An 18731-nucleotide genomic window follows, 5' to 3' on the forward strand; every position below is an offset into this window, starting at 1 on the left:
ATTTATGCAACTAACCGACGTGTGCGCAGCGGCGACCGGCGGAGGGCAGCGGCAACCGGCAGCGGCAACCGGCAGCGGCAACCGACAACCGGCAGCGCGGGGCCGGCCGTACCGGTTCAGGCCGGTGCCGGGTCGCTCGATGCGGCGGCGTCGTTTGCGTTCAGCGCCCGCCGCAGATCGTCCAGGCTGGCCGGCTTGGTCAGGTGCAGGTCGAACGCGACATCATCCGGCGGCGCGTGCGCGGCCACGCCGGCCTGGCGGCCGTAGCCGGTGAGCGCCGTCAGCCGCAGCGGTTTCACGGCCGCGCGGCGCATGGCGGCGGCGAGGGCGTAGCCGTCCATGTCGGGCAGGCCGATGTCCAGGATCGCGACGTCCGGCGGCCAGGCCGCCTGCACGTCCAGCGCTGCGTGCGCCGTGTGCGCCGTTTTCACTTCGTGGCCCAGTTCGCGCAGGATCGCGGCCGTGAGGGCGGCGGCGTCCTCGTTGTCGTCCACGACCAGTACGCGCAGCGGCCGGCTCGCCGCGCGGATGGGAGCGGGCGCCGTGGGGGACGGAGGCGCGCCGAGCGGCAGCACGATCTCGAAGCGGCTGCCCAGGCCGGGCCCGTCGCTGTGCGCGCTCACGCGGCCGCCGTGCAGCTCGACGATGCGCTGCACGATGGCGAGACCGAGTCCCAGGCCGCTGTGGTGCACCAGCGGTTGCGGCGCCTGGTAGAACGGTTCGAACACGCGCTGCACCAGCGCGCTATCCATGCCCACGCCGTTGTCGGCGACGACGAGGCGGGCTTCGCCGCCCACGCGCTCGAGGACGACGTGGGTGTCCGTGCTGCCGAAACGCGCCGCGTTCGACAACAGGTTGCCCAGCACCTGCGCAAGCCGGTGCTCGTCGCCGGCGATCCACAGCGCCGCGGGGGCCTGCAGGCCGAGCGGCTGGTCGGGGCGGGCGGCGACGGCGTGGCGCACGACGGCCGCCAGGTCCACGGGTGCGACGTCGATGCGCAGCTTGCCGGACGCGATGCGCGACACGTCGAGCAGGTCGTCGACGAGGTGTTTCAGGTGCGCGACCTGGCGCCGCATGATGCCGCGCTCGCGGCGCGAGGCAGCGTCGTCGCGCAGGTCCATCAGGTCGAGCGCGCCGGCGATGGGGGCCAGCGGATTGCGCAGTTCGTGGCCCAGCACGGCGAGGAATTCGTCCTTGGCGCGGCCGGCCTGGCGCGCCAGTTCCAGCGCGTCCTCGCGGTCGCGCTCGTGTGCGGCGCGGCGCGCGCCCGCGGCCCGCAGCGCGTCGCCCATCGCGTCGATTTCCTCGATGCGCGACGTGGGCACCACCGGGTCGGTGCCGGCGCCGAGGGCGGCGGCGCCCGCCGCGAGCGTCGCGATGCGGCGCACGATGCGGCGCGCCAGCAGCGTCGCGAGACCGATGCTGAGCGCGAGCGACAGCGCGATGCCGGCGCCGTACCACGCAAAGCCCGGCCCGCCGGCCCAGCCCGCGGGCGGCGCGCCGACGGCGACCGTCCAGCCGTAGCGCGACAGCCGCGTATAGGCCGTCGTGACGGCATTGCCTTCGAACGTGACGGTGGCACCGGCGCTTTCCGGGCCGTTCAGCCGGATCAGCCGCGCCAGGCTCGGGCTGGGCGGCCCGCCGACGTGGTCGCCCTGGCCGTGCGAACGGGCGACGATCGCGCCGTCGCCGTCCAGCACCGAAATCATCGAGCCGGGCGGCACCTGCTGGCGCGCGAGCGCGCGCATGATGCGGTCGGGCTGGACGACGGCCGTCAGCACGTACGGATGGCCGGCGGCGTCGCTGACGGGAAAGCGCACGGGGACGGCGGCCCGCCCGCCCTTGCCGCGCGCGACGTGGCCGATGACCGGGCGGCGCAGCAGCAGCGCCCGGCGCAGGCTGGACGGGTCGGCGACGGGTTGCGGCGGCGCGTCGAAAGGCGCGGTCGTGCGGAACACCATGTTGCCGTCGCCGTCGGCCAGGATCACGCCCAGCCATTCCGGCTGCGCCCGGGCCTGGTCGCGCGCGATGGGGTAGAAGGCCCGCACATTGCCGGCGCCGAGCGCAGGCGTGCGCGCGATGCTGGCGAGGGTAGCGACGGTGCCGTCCAGTTCCGCGTCGACGGCGCTCGACAGCGCGCGCGCGAGGTCCAGCAGCGCCCGTTCCTGTTCACCCTGGTGGTACTCGGCGGCGAGATGCACGCTCCAGGCGCCCAGCGCGGCCAGCGGGAGCAGGCCGGTCGCCGTCAGCACGACGAGGAGGTGACGCAGGGACAGCGAAGGGCCGCGTTGGGCGCGCATGGAATCGGGATTCGAGAAAAGGCCGATTATAAGTCCAAACCGATGCGGCGGACATTTGCACATGCATTCGTGAAATGGGGTGATTCGGCAATTAACCATTTGTGGAAAACCAAATGTCTGGAAGCCGCAACAACCGTAAATTCTCACAAAATATTTCACGGAAACGTCGCAGGAGGGGCTTGAGTCGCAAAAATTGGCGATATTATATTTACGGAGCTCATCGATAAATGACCGGTGGAATTCGCGGCCGTCATTGAAACAAGGGCAGCGGCACTCTTTTGGGAGTGCGGTTTTTATATATATTTCAGGAATGAAATATGACGCCACAACGACTGTCGATATCGGAAGCGCCCATTCGCGTCATGGTGGTGGAAACCCACCAGCTGATCCTGTGGGCTTTGACCAAACTGATCAATAGCCATCGGCCGGGGATGGAAGTGGTGGCCGTCGCCGGCACGCAATGCGATGCATTGTTCCAGTTGCCCACGGCGGCGCCCGACCTCGTGCTGATGAAGTACGAACTCGCGGTCACGGCCCACCAGCCCGACCTGCCCGAGGCGTTGACGTGCGGGCGCCACACGCTGCTGTTCGCGCAAGAGTTGGAGACGGACACGCTGGCGTCGACGCTGCGCTGCGGCGCGCACGGCCTGCTGAGCCGCCGCTCCAGCGCCGACGAGATCGTCAAGGCCATCGAGAAGACGCATCAGGGCGAGCTGTGGTTCGGCCGCGAAGCGACCTGTCTCGCGCTCAACGCCCTGCGCGGCGGCGAGCCGGCGCGGCCGCATCCGCACCACGACGGCCTCGATGCGCTGACGCCCCGCGAGCGGCGCGTCCTGCAGACCGTGGTGGCGAACAAGGTCCGGACGAATCGGGATCTGGCGAAAATCCTGTTCATTTCCGAATCCACGTTGCGGAATCACTTATCGTCGATTTATCAGAAACTGGGCGTGAGTAATCGGCTCGATTTATATGTATACGCGCAAAGCCATTTGGTAACAAATACCGCCGAAATGGCCTGAACCGCGTTTCCCTGATTATTGGAGCAGCAGCGGGGCGATTGTCCGGATAATCTGGATGATGGCCGGTCCGAGCACGACCATGATAATCGACGGGAAAATGAACAAGACCAGCGGGAATAACACCTTGGTCGGGATTTTCGCGGCCTTTTCTTCCGCGCGGGTCTGACGTTTGTGGCGCAAATCGTCGGAAAATACCCGCAGCGAATCGCCGATGCTGACGCCGAACCGGTCGGCCTGCGTCAGCATCGTGGCGAACGATGTCAATTCCTCGACGCCCGTGCGCAGCGCCAGGTTGCGCAGCGACGTTTCGCGCGTGCCGCCGGCGCGCATCTCGAGGTTCGTCAGCTGCAGCTCGTCGGCCAGGGCCGGACTCCGGGTCTGCATTTCCTCGGCCACGCGCGTCAGCGCCGCGTCCATGCCCAGCCCCGCCTCGACGCACACGAGCAGCAGGTCGGCGGCGTCGGGGAAGCCGTCGAAGATGTCGCGCTTGCGCGCCCGCCCGGCCAGCGCCAGCGCGATGTTCGGCAGGTAGCAGCCGGCCGTCGCCGCGGCGACGACCCACAGCAGCAGGGTCATGCCCGTCGCCTCGTGCGACACGCGCAGGGCCAGGTACGTGGGCGCGCCGGCAAGCGCCGGCAGCAGCGTCTTCAGGCCGAAGAACAGATGCGGCGCCTTCGGATGGCGGATCCCGGCGTTCATGAACCTGATGCGGATCGGCGACGTGTCCCAGTCGCCGGACGGCGTGGACAACCTGGCGAACGGCGTCACGGCATTGGTGATCCGCTCGCGCCAGGCCGGCGCGGACGGGGCGCCGGGCGTCAGCGCGTGCAGGCGCCGGTCGGTCCGGTCGGGGGCGAGCCACAGGTACAGGCCGACACTGCCGACGCTGACGGCGAGGAAGACGACGATGGGCAGTAACATGGTGCTCTCCTTCAGACACGGATACGGGTGATGCGGCTCAGGACGACGATGCCGAGCAACATCATGCACAGCAGGGCGCGCAGCATGCTGACGCCGATGGGGTCGACCCACAGCGGCCGCATGAAGTCGGGATTGACGAAGTACAGCAGGGCGCCCAGGAGGAAGGGCAGCAGGGCCAGCGTCCAGGCCGACATCCGGCCTTCCGCCGACAGGACCCGCACGCGCGCGAGCAGTTTCAGGCGTTCGCGAATCAGCTTGCTCAGGTTGCCGAGCACTTCCGCCAGGTTGCCGCCCGACTGCCGCTGGAGCAGGATGGCCACCGCGACATACCGGTAGTCCGTCAGCGGCACGCGCTCGCACAGGCCGGCCAGTGCCTGCTGCAGCGAGACGCCGAAGCTGACCTGCTCGTGCACGAGCCGGAACTCGGCGGCGATCGGCTCCGGCATTTCATCGGCCAGCATCTGGATGCCGAGCGGCAGCGAGTGACCGGCACGCACGGCGCGCGTGATGAGGTCCAGCGCTTCCGGCAACTGCTGCTCGAGCCGGCGCAGGCGGTGTGCGCGTTGCGCCGCCACGTAGCCCCACGGCAGTGCCGCCAGCAGGCCCGCGAGGACGAGGCAGAAGTACAGCGGCTGCGCGCCCGTCATGCCCAGCGCCAGCCCGGCGGCGCCGGCCGTGGCGCTGAGCAGCAGCAGGCGTGCGACGGTCCAGTGCAGGCCGGCCTGGCCGAGCAGGTTGTGCAGGGTCGACGTCACGACGACGCCGCTCAGGATGCGGGCCACGAACGACAGCTCCGACAGGCGGCCCCGCTTCAGCAGGGGGCGGCGGGCCGGGCCGGCGTTCGTGTGCGCGAGCTGGTCGAGGCGCCGCTGCAGCCGCATCGCCTCCGGGCCGCGGCGCGCGCGGTACAGCAGCCACGCACCCTCGACGAACAGGATCACGGACACGAACACCAGCAGCAGGACCACGAACAGGGCATGGCCGGACGGGTTCTCTGACATGACGTTCTCCTCAGGCAAGGCGGCGGGACGGATCGAACATGTGGTCGGGCAGGTGGATGCCGAATGCGCGCAGCCGCTCCGCGAAGCGGGGACGCACGCCCGTCGCCTGGAAATGGCCGATGATGCGGCCATCGCCGTCGACGCCGGTCTGGTGGTAGGCGAAGATTTCCTGCATCGTGATCACGTCGCCTTCCATGCCCGTGATCTCCTGGATGCTCGTCACCTTGCGCCGGCCGTCCGTCAGGCGCAGCGCCTGGATGACGACCGTGATGGCGGACGCGACCTGCTGGCGCGCCGCCTTGTGCGGCAGGTTCAGGTTGGCCATGCCGATCATGTTCTCCAGCCGCGACAGCGCGTCGCGCGGCGTGTTCGCGTGGATCGTCGTCAGCGAGCCTTCGTGGCCCGTGTTCATAGCCTGCAGCATGTCGACCGCCTCGGCGCCGCGCACCTCGCCGATGATGATGCGGTCCGGCCGCATCCGCAGGGCGTTCTTGACGAGGGCGCGCGCCGTGACCTCGCCCCTGCCTTCGATGTTCGGCGGCCGCGTTTCCAGGCGCACGACGTGCGGCTGCTGCAGCTGCAGCTCGGCCGCGTCCTCGATCGTCACGAGGCGCTCGGTCTCGGGGATGTAGCCGGACAGGATGTTCAGCAAGGTCGTCTTGCCGGCGCCCGTGCCGCCCGAGATCATCATGTTGACCTTCGCCCGGCTCAAGCCCTCGAGCATGGCGGCCATGTCCGGCGTGAGGCTGCGCATCTCGTCCACCAGGTTCGTCATCTTGAGCGGGATGTGCGCGAAACGGCGGATCGACATCATCGGGCCGTCCAGCGCGACGGGCGGGATCACCGCGTTCACGCGCGAGCCGTCGGGCAGGCGCGCGTCGACCATCGGGCTCGATTCGTCGATGCGGCGGCCGACGAGCGACACGATCTTGTCGATGATGCGCATCAGGTGGCGGTCGTCCGTGAACGTGACGTCGGACAGTTCCAGCTTGCCGTGGCGTTCGACGTAGACCTTGTCCCACGCGTTGACGAGGATGTCGGAGACGGCCGGATCGGCCATCAGCAGTTCGAGCGGGCCGAAGCCCAGCATCTCGTGCTGGATGTCGCGCACGAGCATGCGCCGTTCGAGGCCGCTGATGGGCGTGTCCTCGTCCAGCAGCATGCCGTCGATCGCGGCGGCGATCTCCTGGCGCAGACGGTCGGCCGGCAGGCTCTCCAGCACCGTGAGGTCGAACCGGTCGAGCAGCTTCAGGTGCATCTGTTCCTTCAGCTGCTTGTAGGCGTCGCGCAGGATCGCCTGCTGGACGCCGGCCTTGCCGGCATCCGCGGCGACGGGCATGCTGAGTTTATCGCGCAGGGACATGGCATCCTCCGTAGGTGGGTCAGGCGCGGCGGAACAGGCGGTCGAACAGGCTTGCGGGCGGCTCGGCCGCCGCCGCCATGGCGCCGCCCAGTTCCGACAGGCCGCGGATCACGCCGTGCTTGCGCTCCACCTGCACGAGCGGCACGCCGTGGTTGATGGCCGTGCTCACCTGGCGCCAGCCGTTCGCGATCATGTGGATCTCGTGCGCGCCCAGGGTGCGCCGGATCTTGTCGAGCGTGATGTCGTCGCGCTTGTCGTAGCGGTTCAGCAGCAGCTCGATCTTGTCCTTCGGGTAGTCGAGCGAGCGGAACACGGACAGCAGCTTGTCGGCATTGCGCAGGTGCGGCACGCTCGCCTGCAGCACGAGGAAGATCGACGCGGCCTGGTCCAGCGCCGTCATCAGCATGGCGTCCACCACGCGCGGCAGGTCGAGCAGCACGAAATCGTACTGCGTGACGGCCAGCTTGAGGATGGCGTCGATGTGCTCGGGGCGGATGTCCGCGGCCTGGCCGGGTTCTTCCGGTGCCGCGAGGATGCTGTACGCGGGCGTGACCTTGATGGTGGTGGCCTGCAGCAGCGGCGCGTCGAGGCGGTTGATGTCGCGCGTCAGGTCCGTGATCGTGCTTGCCGCGCGGGTGTCCTGCAGGAAGCTGAGCGCGTCGCCGAACTGCAGGTTCAGGTCGATCAGCAGCACCTTGTGCGACTGCGCCAGCTGGTAGCCGAAGTTCGTGGCGAGGAACGTCGTGCCGCTGCCGCCGCTCGTGCCGATGAAGGCGTGGATCTTGCCCTGGCTTGCCGTGCGCACGGCCGACAGCTTCACGGCCGCGCGTTCGACGGCCGCCAGCAGCTCGCCGGGATGCACGGACGGCAGCACCTCGCGCACGCCGGCCCGCATGGCGTCGATCAGGAAGCCGGGCGCGCGCGCGGTGGCGAGCAGCAGCACCGCCACGCCGGGGCATTGCATGGTCGTGCGCTCGATCTGGGCGAAGTCGAGCGCCTTGTCGTCGCGGCCGTCCAGCAGCAGTACGTCCGGCGCCAGCGCCTTGGCGAGCGTGCGCAGTTCGGCCGCGTTGCCGGCCGTGCTCATGACGTCATGGCCCGTCACGGCCAGGATCGAGGCCGCCAGCTTGAGGAAGGCCTTGTCCTCGGAAACGATTACGATCTTCATGGTGTCCTCTCGATGGGCTAGCAGATCAGGGGGTTGTAGGTCATCATCTCGCGCGGCAGATAGGTCGAGAAACCGGGCAGCATGACCAGGGGCGTGGCCAGCAGGCTCGGAATCGGCGCGATCCAGCGGAATTGCAGGCCCGTGATCGCGACGGTGACGGATTCGCAGTTGGTCGCATCGCAGTTGGCCGGTTGCCAGACGACGTCGATGTCGGAGACCTGCGGCATCAGGCCCTGCATCGTCGCCAGGATCCGGGCCTTGTTGGTCGGATCCGCGCACACGACGGCGTACCGTGCGCCGGCCCGGGCGGTCTCGTTGGCGACGTTCCACGTGTACAGCAGGCGCGCAAAGTCGAGGATGCCCAGCAGGAAGCCGAGGAGCAGGAGGAAGGCGAGGGCGAATTCGACGCTGGTCGAGCCCCTTTGTCTGGTGTTCATGACGGGCTCCGCATCGTGGCCTGGATCGTGCCGAAGACTATGTTATTGAGACGCATGCCGAAGACGCTACCGGCCATCGGCACGAACGTGAATCCGGTGACACTGACGGTGACGGTGTTCATCACGGGGTAGCTGCCCGTCGTGCTCCAGACGGGATCGGGCACGTTGGACAGCGTCAGTCCCGCGAAGCGCGGCGAGCCGGTGCCGTTCGGGTTGCCGTAGACGATGATGTTCCTGGCGTTGACGATGCCCGTGCCCTGGGCCCGGACCGACAGGTAGCGCGCCGACTGCCGTACGGCTTTCGTGATCGTGTCGTACTGGTAGTAGGCGCGGCCGAATTCCGTCGTCAGGAACAGCAGCATGACGAGCATCGGCAGGATCAGGGCAAACTCGACGAGCGCAACGCCGTTCTGGTTCTTCATGGCGAACTCCTTATCGTACGAGGACGGGAACGAGCGGCCCCGCGAGGCCGCCCGGGAGGCCGTTGGCCGTGCAGGGGCTGGAGGCGTCCGACGCGTTGCCCAGGAATTCCAGCTGCACGTCGTCGAACGGCGAGGGAATCGGCTGCAGCATGAGCATGCAGGCGAAGTCGATCACGTTGCTGCCGCCGTCGACGACCGGCACCACGACGAGCCGCCGGTTGCTGCCGTACTTTTTGAGGTCGCCGTTCGGCCCGCCCGTGGCTACCGTCTTGAACTGATTGAGTTTGAGTTTGGTCAGGTTTTCACACGCACTGACCGATGCGGCGCAGTTGGTGAAATTCTGGCGCTGATTGACGAAATCGTTGTAGGCATTGCTGCCAGCCTGCCAGGTGCCGGCCTTGGTATACACGTAGCCGGTGAAATCGGGGCTCGCGACGTCCGGTCCGCTGTTGTTCTTGTAGATGCCGAAGCGTGTGTTCCAGGTATCCGCGATCGTTCCCTGCACGCCGGGCGTGCCCAGCTTGCTGCCCACCTTGGTGCCGCAATAGCCTTTCAGTTCGGCTTCCGTTTCGGAGGCGCTGGTACTGCCGTCCAGGTTCGCCCAGCCGATTTGCCCGGCCGACGCGGTCGTCTTGCTCAGCAGCGTGACCCATTCGCCCTTGACGAATCCAAAATTGGGCTTGGCGCTGCCCGCTTTCGGTTTCAGCGCGAGGGGCATGGGGCAGGTCGACTGCGCCGGCGTGGTCGTCGCTTCCGCCAGGGCGGCGACGTCCATCTTCGCGGCGAACGCCGAGGAGCCGACCAGCAGGCCGGCCATGTGGACGAGGTTCGTCGCCGTGTCGCGCTGAACGTGGTTGCAACGCACGTAGCGCGCCGTCGCACTGGTGGCGCCCACGTTGTGGTTCTGGTCGCGGAACGTGATGTCGGCCGCCGTCACCTGACCCTTGCCGCTCCAGGTGGCGGACTGCAGGTCAACCCGGTTGACGTTGCCGGCGGCGATGCCGGCGTTCGTGGCCCGTGCCAGCGCATCGGGCTGGCCGTTCAATTCTTGCGCGGCGGCGAGGGCGCACGCGTCCATGGATGTTTGCAGTTCCGAGCGGACGATGAAGAGGTGGCCGAGATCGACCGCCAGTCCCAGGAAGCCGAGCAGCAGGAACAGCAGGAGCGCGACGGTGACGATGACCGCGCCCGCTTCGTTTCTCCTCTGTTTGATCAGGGACCGCATGATCGTCCTTTCGTGCTCGTGACAAGTGCTGGCGGAGAGCCGGGTGGCGCCGGACTGCGGCGCCACCCGCGGCGCTCTGGTTCAGCTGCAGGTGCCGCTCAGGCAGGTACCCACCTTGGTTGCCAATGCCGAGAAAGCGCTGGTGCCGGCGATCTTGGAGAGGCCGACGGCCAGCGCGATCGACACCAGGGCGATGATGAGTCCGTATTCGACGACTTGCGAACCTTCTTCTTCGCGTGCAAAGTCGGCGGCCAGGGTTTTCACGGTGTGCAGGATGTCCATGTTGAAGTCCTTTCAATGACTGGTGAGTGGAAAATCATGGGTCGACCGATGTCGGACCCGTGCTGCCTCTGCTACTGCTTCATATCGGAGCCGACGGCGCTCCGCATTCTTACGAACAGGTGCCGCCCAGGCACGAGGAGATCTTCGTCGCCAGTGCCGAGAACGGATCGCTGCCGGCGATCTTGGCGAGCCCGACCGCCAGGGCAATCGAAACGAGGGCGATGATGAGTCCGTACTCGACGACCTGCGAACCGTCTTCCTCGCGTACGAAGCCGACGGCCAGGGTGGTCATGGTCTTGACGATGTCCATGTTTAGAGTCCTTTCAAGCTGATGGTGAGTGAAAATAGTGGACCGACTTACCGGACCGGTCCGGCCTCTGCTGCTTCAACGGCCGCCGGAACCGCCGTTGCCTCCGCCGATCGCGCCGCCGATGTTGACTACGTTCACGACGGGCGGCGGTTCCTTGAACGAATCCTGGTAGCGCTTGATCGCTTCCTTCGCGGCGCGGCCGTCTATGCCCTTGACTTCGTCGGGGCGGCTGCCCGCGGCGGGATCGATCGTCATCGCCAGCCTGGCCTCGCGTACGGCCGCGCCCAGCTGCATGTCGTAGTGCGGGGTCGGGGTCTCCGCGCAACCGGCGGCCAGCAGCGCCAGCGCGCATGCGGTGATGGTCTTCATTTCTCGCTCCTTTCGAGGCTGCCGTTGAGATACACGTCGGCCCGTGTCGGCGGCACGTGGTTGTCGGTGGGCAGGCGCGGCGTGGTGGCCAGCGGCTTGACGAGGCGGGGCGTGACGACGAACATCAGCTCCGTCTGGTCCTTCTGGAATTCGCTGCTGCGGAACAGCGCGCCGAGCACGGGGATCTCGCCCAGGCCGGGGAAGCGCTTGACCGTCTCCGTCGTGTTGTTCTTGATGAGCCCCGCGATCACGAAGCTCTGGCCGTCGTTCAGCTGCACCGTCGTGTCGGCGCGCCGCACGGTGAACGAGGGCAGCACCGAGGTGACGCCGTTGACCGACACGAACGGGTTGCCCGCCTGCGCCAGGTCGGACACCTCGGACACCATCTTGAGGTTGACGCGCGAGCCGCCCAGCACCGTCGGCGTGAACTTGATGCCGATGCCGAATTCCTTTTCTTCCAGCGTGATCGTCGTGAAGCCGCCGGTGCCCGGATCGCGCGCGACGGGGATGAAGATCTTGCCGCCCGAGAGGAAGCTGGCCTGCTGGCCGCTGACGGCCATGATGTTCGGTTCCGCGAGCACGCGCACGAGGCCGTCGTCCTTCTGGCCGTCGACCTGCAGCGTCGTGCGGCCGAGCCGCATCGCCTGGGCGAAGCCGCCGCCTTCGCTGAGGAAGTTCGACAGCAGCGAGAACGTGTCCGTGCCGCCGTTGCGGCTGCGGGCGAGGCCGACGCTGGAACCCAGTTTGTCGAGCAGCGTCTTGCTGACTTCCGCGATCTTCACCTCGAGCATGACCTGCTGGGCACCCGCGACATGCAGCAGGTTCACGACCTTCTTGCCGTCGCCGTAGGACGCGGCGAGCGCCAGCACCTGGTCGAGGACCACGGGGTCGCTGACTTCGCCCGTCAGCACGAGGCTGTTTTCGGCGGCCTTGACGCGGATGCCCCGTTCGTCCGGCACCAGGTCGGCCAGCAGCGACTGCAGCGCTTCCGGATCGACGGTCACGACGATGTCCTTCAGGTGGCAGCGGCCGTCGGCGTCCTGCAGGATCACGTTCATGGCGCCCGTCTTGCGGCCGAGGACGAACAGCTCCGTGGGGGCCAGCAGCGTGATGCGCACTTCCGACACGCCATCCTGTTCCGGCCCCGGGGCCGGCATGGCGGGCTGCGGCATGCCCGGCAGGGCAGGCACGGCGGCCGGCTGCGCCACGGCGGCCCGCTGGCCGGGCTGGGCGCCGCCGACGGCCATGCGGATGACGGCATAGGGCAGCATCACGACGGTCGACTTGCCGAGCGTGACGTACGACGGCTTTTCGACCTGCGTCGCGGTGCACTGGCGCAGCGCGGCGGCGTCGTGCCGGGCGGTCGCTGCCGAAGTCGCTGCGGCGGCGTTGGCGCAGCACAATGCGGCGGCCGCGAGGGTGGTGAGGACGGTATGGCGCACGATTGACTCCTGTCCGGTTGGCGTGGGTGCTAGTTGAAGCAGCTCTGCCTGGTCGAACCGTCCGGCATCTCGATGACTTCGATGCAGTGGCGGGGCGCGGCGGGGCGCGGCCGGGGCGGCGTCACGCGGACCGGCGCCGCGGTCTTGAAGACTTTCGGTTCGCCCAGCAGTTCGGTGCGGGTGATGCCGGCGGTGCTGACGGTCGCTTCGTCCGACTGGTTGCGCAGGGCGAGCGACAGGGTGCCGATGCTGCGGGCCAGGTCGAGTTTTTCCGAGTCGGCCAGAGAGAGCTCGAGCGTGACGGCGTTGACGACCTTCGGCTTGGTGTCGTCGCGGCCGGCTTCCTGCGCCACGGCCAGCACGAGCACATGTTCGAGCACCGTCTTGCTGATCGGTTTCGTCTCGCCCTTGCCCTCGTCGCGCTGGGCGTGGACGAGGATGTCGACGTAGTTGCCGGGGAGGGCGAAGCCGGCCACGCCGACGACGTCGTTGACGCGCACCGTCATCGCCCGCTTGCCCTCGGCGATGACGGCGGACAGGCCGCCCATCGTGCCGATCGGGGCCAGCTTGCCGTCGATGACGGCCTCGCCGCGGACGACGTCCTGCTTGACGACGCGGCTCTTCAGCGCGGCGGGATCGGCGACCGCGCCGGTCGGCAGCGCGGTGGCGGGCCAGTCGATCGTCGTCAGCATTTCCGGTTCGAGCCGGCTGCCGGCCGGGATGTCGACGGTGGCGACGACGATCTTGTTGGCCGCGACCTTGTTGTGCTGGCCGACCCAGTTGTTGGCGTAAATGGCGGCCACGAGGCCGAGGACGGCCGCAACCAGCAGCAGGGCGAATGCCTTGACGTTTTTCATGATGTCACCGGAGTTGTCAGAGGAAACCGAAGTGCGCGGCGACCGTCGTCGTGATGGTGCCCAGCGCGATGGGAACGGCGTACGGCAGCCTGCCGACGGAACCCGGGTCCGTCGTCGCGATGCGGACGGGCAGGCCGGCCGTGACCGCGATGCCGCCCAGGTGCAGGATCCGCATGACGTTGCCCAGCATGACGCGCAGGGTGCCGTGGCGGAGGGCGTACAGGATGGCGCACACGCCGCCGGCGGCGAAGGTGCCGACCAGGGCCAGCGGGATAGCGTGCAGGCCCAGCAGGGAGCCGGCCATCGCCATCAGCTTGACGTCGCCCGCGCCCGTCAGGTGCAGCAGCCACAGCGGGAAGAGCACGGCAAAGCCGACGCCGGCCCCGGCCAGGGACCACAGGAATCCGTGTCCGCCCCAGAACGGCTCGACGGTGCTGTAGGCGAGGCCGAACGCGAGGCCGCCCAGCGTCAGCCGGTTCGGGATCCGCTGGTGCCGCACGTCGGCGACGGCGGCGGCCACGAGCAGGACGAACAGCGCGACGTTGCGCGGGTCCGTGACGAGCATGATGGCAAGTGCGAAAAAGGCGCCGAGTTCATTGTTCATTTTCTTACTCCCTGCTTGACTCAGATCAGTTGACTGGTTGTTCAGTGTCAATGCTTGGAGAAAAGTCTATCGGCCCGGAAAGATTCAGGCATCAGTCGAGTGTCACGGAATCGCTAGGCAAACCTCCTGTTTATGTACGACAAAACCAGTACAAAACGACCAGGACGATAGTCGGCCCCGCTTGTAACCTCCGCACGGTCGACTATGCTGCAAGGACGGCGTATGCGCGGAGGCGACATCATGGCTGCATTGAAAGAGGAAACAGTCGACGGCTTGCGGGCCGCCTTGCGGGGGCCGCTGCTGCAGCCGGGCGACCCGGACTATGATGGCGCGCGGCAGATCTGGAACGCGATGATCGACCGCCGCCCGGCGCTGATCGCGCGCTGCGCCGGCACGGCCGACGTGTGCACGGCCGTCGCGTTCGCGCGCGACCACGGCCTGCCGCTGGCCGTGCGCGGCGGCGGCCACAACATCGCCGGCAACGCGATCTGCGACGACGGGCTGGTGATCGACCTGGCGGGCATGCGCAGTGTCCACGTCGACCCGGACGCCTGCCTCGCGTACGTCGACGGCGGTGCGCTGCTGGCCGACGTCGACCACGAGACGCAGGCCTGCGGCCTCGCCGTCCCGCTCGGCATCAATTCGACGACGGGCGCGGCGGGCCTGACATTGGGCGGCGGCTTCGGCTGGCTGTCGCGCATGCTGGGGCTCACGGTGGACAGCCTCGTGGGCGCCGAGATCGTCACGGCGGACGCGCGCCGGCGCCACATCGGACCGCGCCAGGAGCCGGATTTGTTCTGGGCGATCCGCGGCGGCGGCGGCAACTTCGGCGTGGTCACGCGCTTCGAATTCGCGCTGCATGCCGTCGGGCCGCTCGTCACGGCCGGCCTGGTCGTGTTCCCGGCCGCGCAGGGGCAAGCGGTGCTGCGCCGCTACCGCGACTACGTGGACACGCTGCCGAACGACGTCTCGATCTGGGCCGTATTACGCAAGGCGCCGCCGCTGCCGTTCCTGCCGCAGGCCGTGCACGGCCAGGACATCGTCGCGCTGGCCGTGTTCTCGACACGCCCGCCGGAGGAAGCGGAGCCGGTGCTGGCGCCCGTGCGGTCGTTCGGCGACGTGCTGGGCGAACACGTGGGCGCCGTCCTGTACGCGGCGTGGCAGAAGACGTTCGACCCGCTGCTGGCGCCGGGCGCGCGCAATTACTGGAAGTCGCACAACTTCACCACGCTGTCCGACGAGGCCGTCGACCTCGTGCTGCGCTACGCGGCTGCCGTGCCGACGCCGCAGTGCGAGATCTTCCTGGGCCTCATCGGCGGCCGCGCGAACGAGCCGGCCGTCGATGCCACCGCGTACCCGCACCGCAATGTGATGTATGCGATGAACGTGCACGGGCGCTGGCTCGACGCCGCCGACGACGCGCGCTGCGTGGCTTGGGCACGGGAGTTCTTCGCGGCCGTGGCGCCGTATGCGGCCGGCAGCGTCTACATCAACTTCCTGACGCAGGACGAGGGGGCGCGCATCCACGAGGCGTACGGCACGAACTGGGACCGGCTCGTGCAGGTGAAGCGGCGCTACGATCCGGACAACCTGTTCCGCTTCAACCACAACATCGCACCGGCCGGGTGACGATCACCCCAGCGCCAGCGCGACGGCTGCCTCGGCATGCAGCCCCGTCGTGTCGTACAGCGGCACGGGGCTGTCCCCGGGCCCGACGAGCAGCATGATCTCCGTGCAGCCGAGGATGATCGCTTGCGCGCCGGCCGCGACGAGGCGCCGGATCACGCCGCGGTAGGCCTCGCGCGACGCCGCTTCGACGCGTCCCTGCACGAGCTCCTCGTAGATGATGCGGTGGACCGTGGCGCGATCGTCCGCATCGGGCACGAGCACGTCGAGGCCGTGCTTGTCGGTCAGCCGGCCTTTATAAAAATCCTGTTCCATCGTGAAGGCGGTGCCCAGCAGGCCGATGCGCTTGTAGCCGGCAGCCTTGATGCGCGCGGCCGTCGGGTCGGCGATGTGCAGCAGGGGCAGGTCCACGGCGGCCTCGATCTGCGGCGCCGCCTTGTGCATCGTGTTCGTGCAGATGACGAGGAAGTCGGCGCCGCCGCGCTGCAGCCGCCGTGCCGCCTCGATCATCTGTCCGGCAGCGTCGTCCCACCGGTCTTCGCGCTGCAGGACGGCGATGTCGTCGAAGTCGAACGACCACATGAGGCAGCGCGCGGAGTGCAGGCCGCCGAGACGGTCGCGCACGCCCTCGTTGACGAGGCGATAGTATTCGGCCGAGCTTTTCCAGCTCATCCCGCCCAGCATACCGATGATCTTCTGCGTCATGCGTATCCCCTGTCGATGTCGAGCCGTCCAGTATAGCGAGGCTTGTGCGGCCGCGCACAGACGCCGCGGCCGGCGGACCGGATCATGCGCGACGACACGGCCATCCCGGCCGATGGAGGGGACCATGGACTCGATCAACCGCAACCAGCCCGAAACGAATCGCCGCGACCTGAGCGGCAGCGAAGCGATCCAGCGCGTGAAGGACATGACGGACGATGCGGACACCTGCTTCTTCTGCACGGCGGGCAGCACCGGCTCGACGAACGGCGTGCGCCCGATGAGCGTGCGCAAGGCGGACGATGCCGGCAACCTGTGGTTCCTGAGCGCGAACGACAGCCACAAGAACCACGAGCTCGCGGCCAACCCGGCCGTCAAGCTGTACTTCCAGCGCGATGCGCACGCGGGCTTCCTGGAACTGGAAGGCCGCGCCGAGATCCTGGAAGACCGCGCCCGCATCCACGACCTGTGGAATCCGATGCTGAAGACGTGGTTCACGGAAGGCGAGGACGACCCACGCATCAGTGTCATCAGGTTCACGCCGCAATCCGGTTACTACTGGGACAACAAGCACGGCAACCTCGTCGCGGGCGCCAAGATGGCGGTGGGGGCGCTCGTCGGCAAGACGCTCGACGATTCGATCGAAGGGCGGTTGATGTTCTGAGCTTAATAATTCACAACGGTGGGATTTATTGCAATTGAGAATGTTGTTATATTGAAATAATGATAAAATTTGCTTATCTAAATTTCATGTCCAAGCCGCCAACGGTCCGGCGGCTGGACGCCATCCATTCTCATGAGTCCGCACGAACCTGCTCCGCCTCGCATCCGACATTTTTCGCGAAAACATACCGCCAAGAAGAGCGTTCCTGAAGAAGTCTGGCTGCTCGCCTACATAAAGAAAAATCCTTTTCAGTCCGGTGCGGCGTTAGCCACGCTATATGGTGTGTTAGTCATTTTTGCCTACCACTTTCATATCGAGTATTTCCCGAGCTTTGACCTCAAGTCGTTGGCGAGTACGGTATTTGCTGCTGCCTACACGGCATTGTGTACCTTGGTCGTCTTCAGTCTCAGTCTGTTTGCACCGGCCTATGTCATCGGGACCTGGGGATTGGATGAGCACCTCGGACATGAGCAGAAGGATAGCGGCGGGTTGCGAAAGCGGATTTTCGAATGCTTCTTCCTGGCATTCGCTATTTTCCTGACGGTTTGCGGAATATTCTTCATTGTCGTCGACAACAAGATGCCGAGTTGGCTGCTGCTGCCCGCCCTGCCTGTCGTGACGACTGTATGGATTGTCCTTGGGCACTTCCTGAAGAAGCTTTTCGGCGCGGGGGAAACGAATGGCGATGCGCCCACGACGCCGGATAAGGGGAACACGGCAGAAGGCGGCGTATCGCTTACGAAGCCTGAACCGGTTCTCGACCAGGACTCAGCGAAACCGGAAAAAACCGGATCGTTGATCTGGTCGCGTGTTTCGTTCATCTTTATGATGACTTGCGTCGCGGCCATGGAGTTGGTTTCGATGGCAATCCTGTTCAACATGCTGCGCGATTCGCCATACGCGGACAATCCTGCGGACATCTCCCTTACCAGTCTCTTCGTCGGCCTCGCATGGAGCGGCATGATACTTCACGTGATTGGCATCTACCTCGTCAGCGCGTGGCGTATTCCGGATCTCAACCCGAAGCATCGCGTATTTTCGTGCCTGACCGCGTTTGCGGCGCCAGTCATCGTCTCCTTTTTCCTGAACAACCCTGTCCTCTTTTTTGCGCTGACGGCCATGACGACGAAATATGGCAATTTCCGCGCAGCTGAAATGACGGTGACAAACACAGCTTGCCAGATCATCGAGAACGCCGGCGAAAAGCTTTGTGTCAAGCAGAGCGATGGCATGAACAAACTCTGCAATGTGCATGTCCTGTCGCGGATTGGTACAGAAAGCTATCTGCTCGTGTCTTATCCAGGCAAAAAAACGGCGGCCGAGAAGCCCGGGCCAGGTGCTGCGTCTTCCGCAAAAAACGCCGGTGGTGCTTCTCAAAAGGACGAGGACAAAAAAGAAGTCGACGCCAGCAAGTGGGTGCTTGACGTCTATTTACCGTCCAAGGAAATCCTCGGGATGCGGGTGGACACGACCGTGCGACGTTTCCACAAGAGCGGCATCGTGAATGGGCTCGGCACCGGGGTGTCCGTTTGCGCAGCCCCGCCTGCGGCACCGCCTGCAGCGCCGCCGCTGCGTCCTGCGCCGCCACCGGAACCAAAAGAGCGGACCGCGCAGCAGTCGCTCAAGACCGAGTTGTTCGAATTCGATAAGTATGTCTTGAAGCCGGATGGGAACGCGTTATTGCAGAAATTCGCCAAGGATTTGGCCGCGACGGACGCACCGACGATGACGCTCAAGGTGATCGGCCATACCGATTCGATTGGTACGCCGTATTACAACTTGCAGCTGTCGCAAATGCGCGCCTTTACCGTGGCAAATTACCTGCAGTCGTATCTGCAAAAACCACCGCACGTCATCAAGCAACTGGACATCGATATCAAAGGCGTCGGCCCATTGCAGCCGAAGGTGGCCGACCTGAATTGTCCAGGTCGAGGTGCCGAGAAAAAACGGATCCACTGTCTTGAGCCCAACCGACGTGTCGAGGTCGCGGCGACCTGGGAAGCCGGCAAGTAAGTCGTG

19 protein-coding genes are annotated in these 18731 nt (G+C 66.6%); 4 read left to right on the plus strand and 15 right to left on the minus strand.

Translation table 11 applies throughout. The features are described 5' to 3' along the window. Nucleotides 1-116: 116 nt before the first annotated feature. Nucleotides 117-2300 (minus strand): ATP-binding protein, encoded by a 2184-nt coding sequence (locus tag ACEN9H_RS09790; protein ID WP_413674608.1) that lies wholly within the window; start codon nt 2298-2300, stop codon nt 117-119. Nucleotides 2301-2617: 317 nt separating this feature from the next. Between ACEN9H_RS09790 and ACEN9H_RS09795 the strand changes: the two genes are divergently transcribed. After that, nucleotides 2618-3319 carry a LuxR C-terminal-related transcriptional regulator gene (locus ACEN9H_RS09795; RefSeq protein WP_413674609.1) on the plus strand — a complete coding sequence of 234 codons (702 nt, stop codon included), beginning with the start codon at nt 2618-2620 and terminating at the stop codon, nt 3317-3319. Nucleotides 3320-3334: 15 nt separating this feature from the next. Here the strand turns inward: ACEN9H_RS09795 and ACEN9H_RS09800 are convergent, their stop codons facing one another. The 13 genes from ACEN9H_RS09800 to ACEN9H_RS09860 form a co-directional block, all read right to left on the minus strand. Beyond that, nucleotides 3335-4240 (minus strand): type II secretion system F family protein, encoded by a 906-nt coding sequence (locus tag ACEN9H_RS09800; RefSeq protein ID WP_413674610.1) that lies wholly within the window; start codon nt 4238-4240, stop codon nt 3335-3337. A gap of 11 nt (nt 4241-4251) precedes the next feature. Further along, a complete protein-coding gene (locus ACEN9H_RS09805; RefSeq protein ID WP_413674611.1) occupies nt 4252-5241 on the minus strand; it encodes a type II secretion system F family protein in 990 nt (329 codons plus the stop codon). 10 nt (nt 5242-5251) lie between these two features. Continuing rightward, nucleotides 5252-6604, minus strand: coding sequence for a CpaF family protein (locus ACEN9H_RS09810; RefSeq protein WP_413674612.1), 1353 nt, complete (start codon nt 6602-6604; stop codon nt 5252-5254). A 19-nt stretch (nt 6605-6623) separates the two neighbouring features. Continuing rightward, entirely contained in the window at nt 6624-7772 is a 1149-nt protein-coding gene (locus ACEN9H_RS09815) for an AAA family ATPase (RefSeq protein ID WP_413674613.1), read from the minus strand. Nucleotides 7773-7789: 17 nt separating this feature from the next. Further along, nucleotides 7790-8209 (minus strand): TadE/TadG family type IV pilus assembly protein, encoded by a 420-nt coding sequence (locus ACEN9H_RS09820; protein ID WP_056135597.1) that lies wholly within the window; start codon nt 8207-8209, stop codon nt 7790-7792. Then, nucleotides 8206-8631: a TadE/TadG family type IV pilus assembly protein gene (locus tag ACEN9H_RS09825; RefSeq protein WP_413674614.1), complete on the minus strand. Its 426-nt coding sequence runs from the start codon at nt 8629-8631 to the stop codon at nt 8206-8208. The genes ACEN9H_RS09820 and ACEN9H_RS09825 overlap by 4 nt, the downstream gene beginning before the upstream one ends. 10 nt (nt 8632-8641) lie before the next feature. Then, nucleotides 8642-9856, minus strand: a complete 1215-nt coding sequence (locus ACEN9H_RS09830; protein ID WP_413674615.1) for a pilus assembly protein TadG-related protein — start codon at nt 9854-9856, stop codon at nt 8642-8644. Nucleotides 9857-9937: 81 nt separating this feature from the next. Then, nucleotides 9938-10138, minus strand: coding sequence for a Flp family type IVb pilin (locus tag ACEN9H_RS09835; RefSeq protein ID WP_056135583.1), 201 nt, complete (start codon nt 10136-10138; stop codon nt 9938-9940). Nucleotides 10139-10247: 109 nt separating this feature from the next. Further along, nucleotides 10248-10448 (minus strand): Flp family type IVb pilin, encoded by a 201-nt coding sequence (locus ACEN9H_RS09840; protein ID WP_056135580.1) that lies wholly within the window; start codon nt 10446-10448, stop codon nt 10248-10250. 75 nt (nt 10449-10523) lie between these two features. After that, nucleotides 10524-10817 carry a hypothetical protein gene (locus ACEN9H_RS09845; RefSeq protein WP_056135577.1) on the minus strand — a complete coding sequence of 98 codons (294 nt, stop codon included), beginning with the start codon at nt 10815-10817 and terminating at the stop codon, nt 10524-10526. Further along, a complete protein-coding gene (locus tag ACEN9H_RS09850) occupies nt 10814-12259 on the minus strand; it encodes a type II and III secretion system protein family protein (protein ID WP_413674616.1) in 1446 nt (481 codons plus the stop codon). Before ACEN9H_RS09850 ends, ACEN9H_RS09845 begins: the two co-directional genes overlap by 4 nt. A gap of 29 nt (nt 12260-12288) precedes the next feature. Beyond that, nucleotides 12289-13116 carry a Flp pilus assembly protein CpaB gene (gene cpaB / locus ACEN9H_RS09855; RefSeq protein ID WP_413674617.1) on the minus strand — a complete coding sequence of 276 codons (828 nt, stop codon included), beginning with the start codon at nt 13114-13116 and terminating at the stop codon, nt 12289-12291. A 16-nt stretch (nt 13117-13132) separates the two neighbouring features. After that, nucleotides 13133-13720, minus strand: a complete 588-nt coding sequence (locus ACEN9H_RS09860; RefSeq protein WP_413674618.1) for a prepilin peptidase — start codon at nt 13718-13720, stop codon at nt 13133-13135. Nucleotides 13721-13960: 240 nt separating this feature from the next. Here ACEN9H_RS09860 and ACEN9H_RS09865 point away from each other — a divergent pair, with 240 nt between their 5' ends. Then, a complete protein-coding gene (locus ACEN9H_RS09865) occupies nt 13961-15349 on the plus strand; it encodes an FAD-binding oxidoreductase (protein ID WP_413674619.1) in 1389 nt (462 codons plus the stop codon). A gap of 3 nt (nt 15350-15352) precedes the next feature. Here the strand turns inward: ACEN9H_RS09865 and ACEN9H_RS09870 are convergent, their stop codons facing one another. Further along, a complete protein-coding gene (locus ACEN9H_RS09870) occupies nt 15353-16051 on the minus strand; it encodes an aspartate/glutamate racemase family protein (RefSeq protein ID WP_413674620.1) in 699 nt (232 codons plus the stop codon). 124 nt (nt 16052-16175) lie between these two features. Between ACEN9H_RS09870 and ACEN9H_RS09875 the strand changes: the two genes are divergently transcribed. Together ACEN9H_RS09875 and ACEN9H_RS09880 are read left to right on the plus strand one after the other, a co-directional pair. Then, a complete protein-coding gene (locus ACEN9H_RS09875; RefSeq protein WP_371766452.1) occupies nt 16176-16712 on the plus strand; it encodes a pyridoxamine 5'-phosphate oxidase family protein in 537 nt (178 codons plus the stop codon). 132 nt (nt 16713-16844) lie between these two features. Further along, a complete protein-coding gene (locus tag ACEN9H_RS09880; protein WP_413674621.1) occupies nt 16845-18725 on the plus strand; it encodes an OmpA family protein in 1881 nt (626 codons plus the stop codon). The last annotated feature ends 6 nt before the right edge of the window (nt 18726-18731 follow it).

The sequence above is a fragment of the Massilia cellulosiltytica genome, from assembly GCF_047325105.1.
GTDB classification, from domain to species: domain Bacteria; phylum Pseudomonadota; class Gammaproteobacteria; order Burkholderiales; family Burkholderiaceae_D; genus Telluria; species Telluria orientalis.

Excerpts from the sequence above, each read along its gene's own strand:
- ACEN9H_RS09790 (WP_413674608.1), bottom strand. The coding sequence starts at position 2,300 with ATGCGCGCCCAACGCGGCCCTTCGCTGTCCCTGCGTCACCTCCTCGTC.
- ACEN9H_RS09795 (WP_413674609.1), top strand. The coding sequence starts at position 2,618 with ATGACGCCACAACGACTGTCGATATCGGAAGCGCCCATTCGCGTCATG.
- ACEN9H_RS09800 (WP_413674610.1), bottom strand. The coding sequence starts at position 4,240 with ATGTTACTGCCCATCGTCGTCTTCCTCGCCGTCAGCGTCGGCAGTGTC.
- ACEN9H_RS09805 (WP_413674611.1), bottom strand. The coding sequence starts at position 5,241 with ATGTCAGAGAACCCGTCCGGCCATGCCCTGTTCGTGGTCCTGCTGCTG.
- ACEN9H_RS09810 (WP_413674612.1), bottom strand. The coding sequence starts at position 6,604 with ATGTCCCTGCGCGATAAACTCAGCATGCCCGTCGCCGCGGATGCCGGC.
- ACEN9H_RS09815 (WP_413674613.1), bottom strand. The coding sequence starts at position 7,772 with ATGAAGATCGTAATCGTTTCCGAGGACAAGGCCTTCCTCAAGCTGGCG.
- ACEN9H_RS09820 (WP_056135597.1), bottom strand. The coding sequence starts at position 8,209 with ATGAACACCAGACAAAGGGGCTCGACCAGCGTCGAATTCGCCCTCGCC.
- ACEN9H_RS09825 (WP_413674614.1), bottom strand. The coding sequence starts at position 8,631 with ATGAAGAACCAGAACGGCGTTGCGCTCGTCGAGTTTGCCCTGATCCTG.
- ACEN9H_RS09830 (WP_413674615.1), bottom strand. The coding sequence starts at position 9,856 with ATGCGGTCCCTGATCAAACAGAGGAGAAACGAAGCGGGCGCGGTCATC.
- ACEN9H_RS09835 (WP_056135583.1), bottom strand. The coding sequence starts at position 10,138 with ATGGACATCCTGCACACCGTGAAAACCCTGGCCGCCGACTTTGCACGC.
- ACEN9H_RS09840 (WP_056135580.1), bottom strand. The coding sequence starts at position 10,448 with ATGGACATCGTCAAGACCATGACCACCCTGGCCGTCGGCTTCGTACGC.
- ACEN9H_RS09845 (WP_056135577.1), bottom strand. The coding sequence starts at position 10,817 with ATGAAGACCATCACCGCATGCGCGCTGGCGCTGCTGGCCGCCGGTTGC.
- cpaB (WP_413674617.1), bottom strand. The coding sequence starts at position 13,116 with ATGAAAAACGTCAAGGCATTCGCCCTGCTGCTGGTTGCGGCCGTCCTC.
- ACEN9H_RS09860 (WP_413674618.1), bottom strand. The coding sequence starts at position 13,720 with ATGAACAATGAACTCGGCGCCTTTTTCGCACTTGCCATCATGCTCGTC.
- ACEN9H_RS09865 (WP_413674619.1), top strand. The coding sequence starts at position 13,961 with ATGGCTGCATTGAAAGAGGAAACAGTCGACGGCTTGCGGGCCGCCTTG.
- ACEN9H_RS09870 (WP_413674620.1), bottom strand. The coding sequence starts at position 16,051 with ATGACGCAGAAGATCATCGGTATGCTGGGCGGGATGAGCTGGAAAAGC.
- ACEN9H_RS09875 (WP_371766452.1), top strand. The coding sequence starts at position 16,176 with ATGGACTCGATCAACCGCAACCAGCCCGAAACGAATCGCCGCGACCTG.
- ACEN9H_RS09880 (WP_413674621.1), top strand. The coding sequence starts at position 16,845 with ATGAGTCCGCACGAACCTGCTCCGCCTCGCATCCGACATTTTTCGCGA.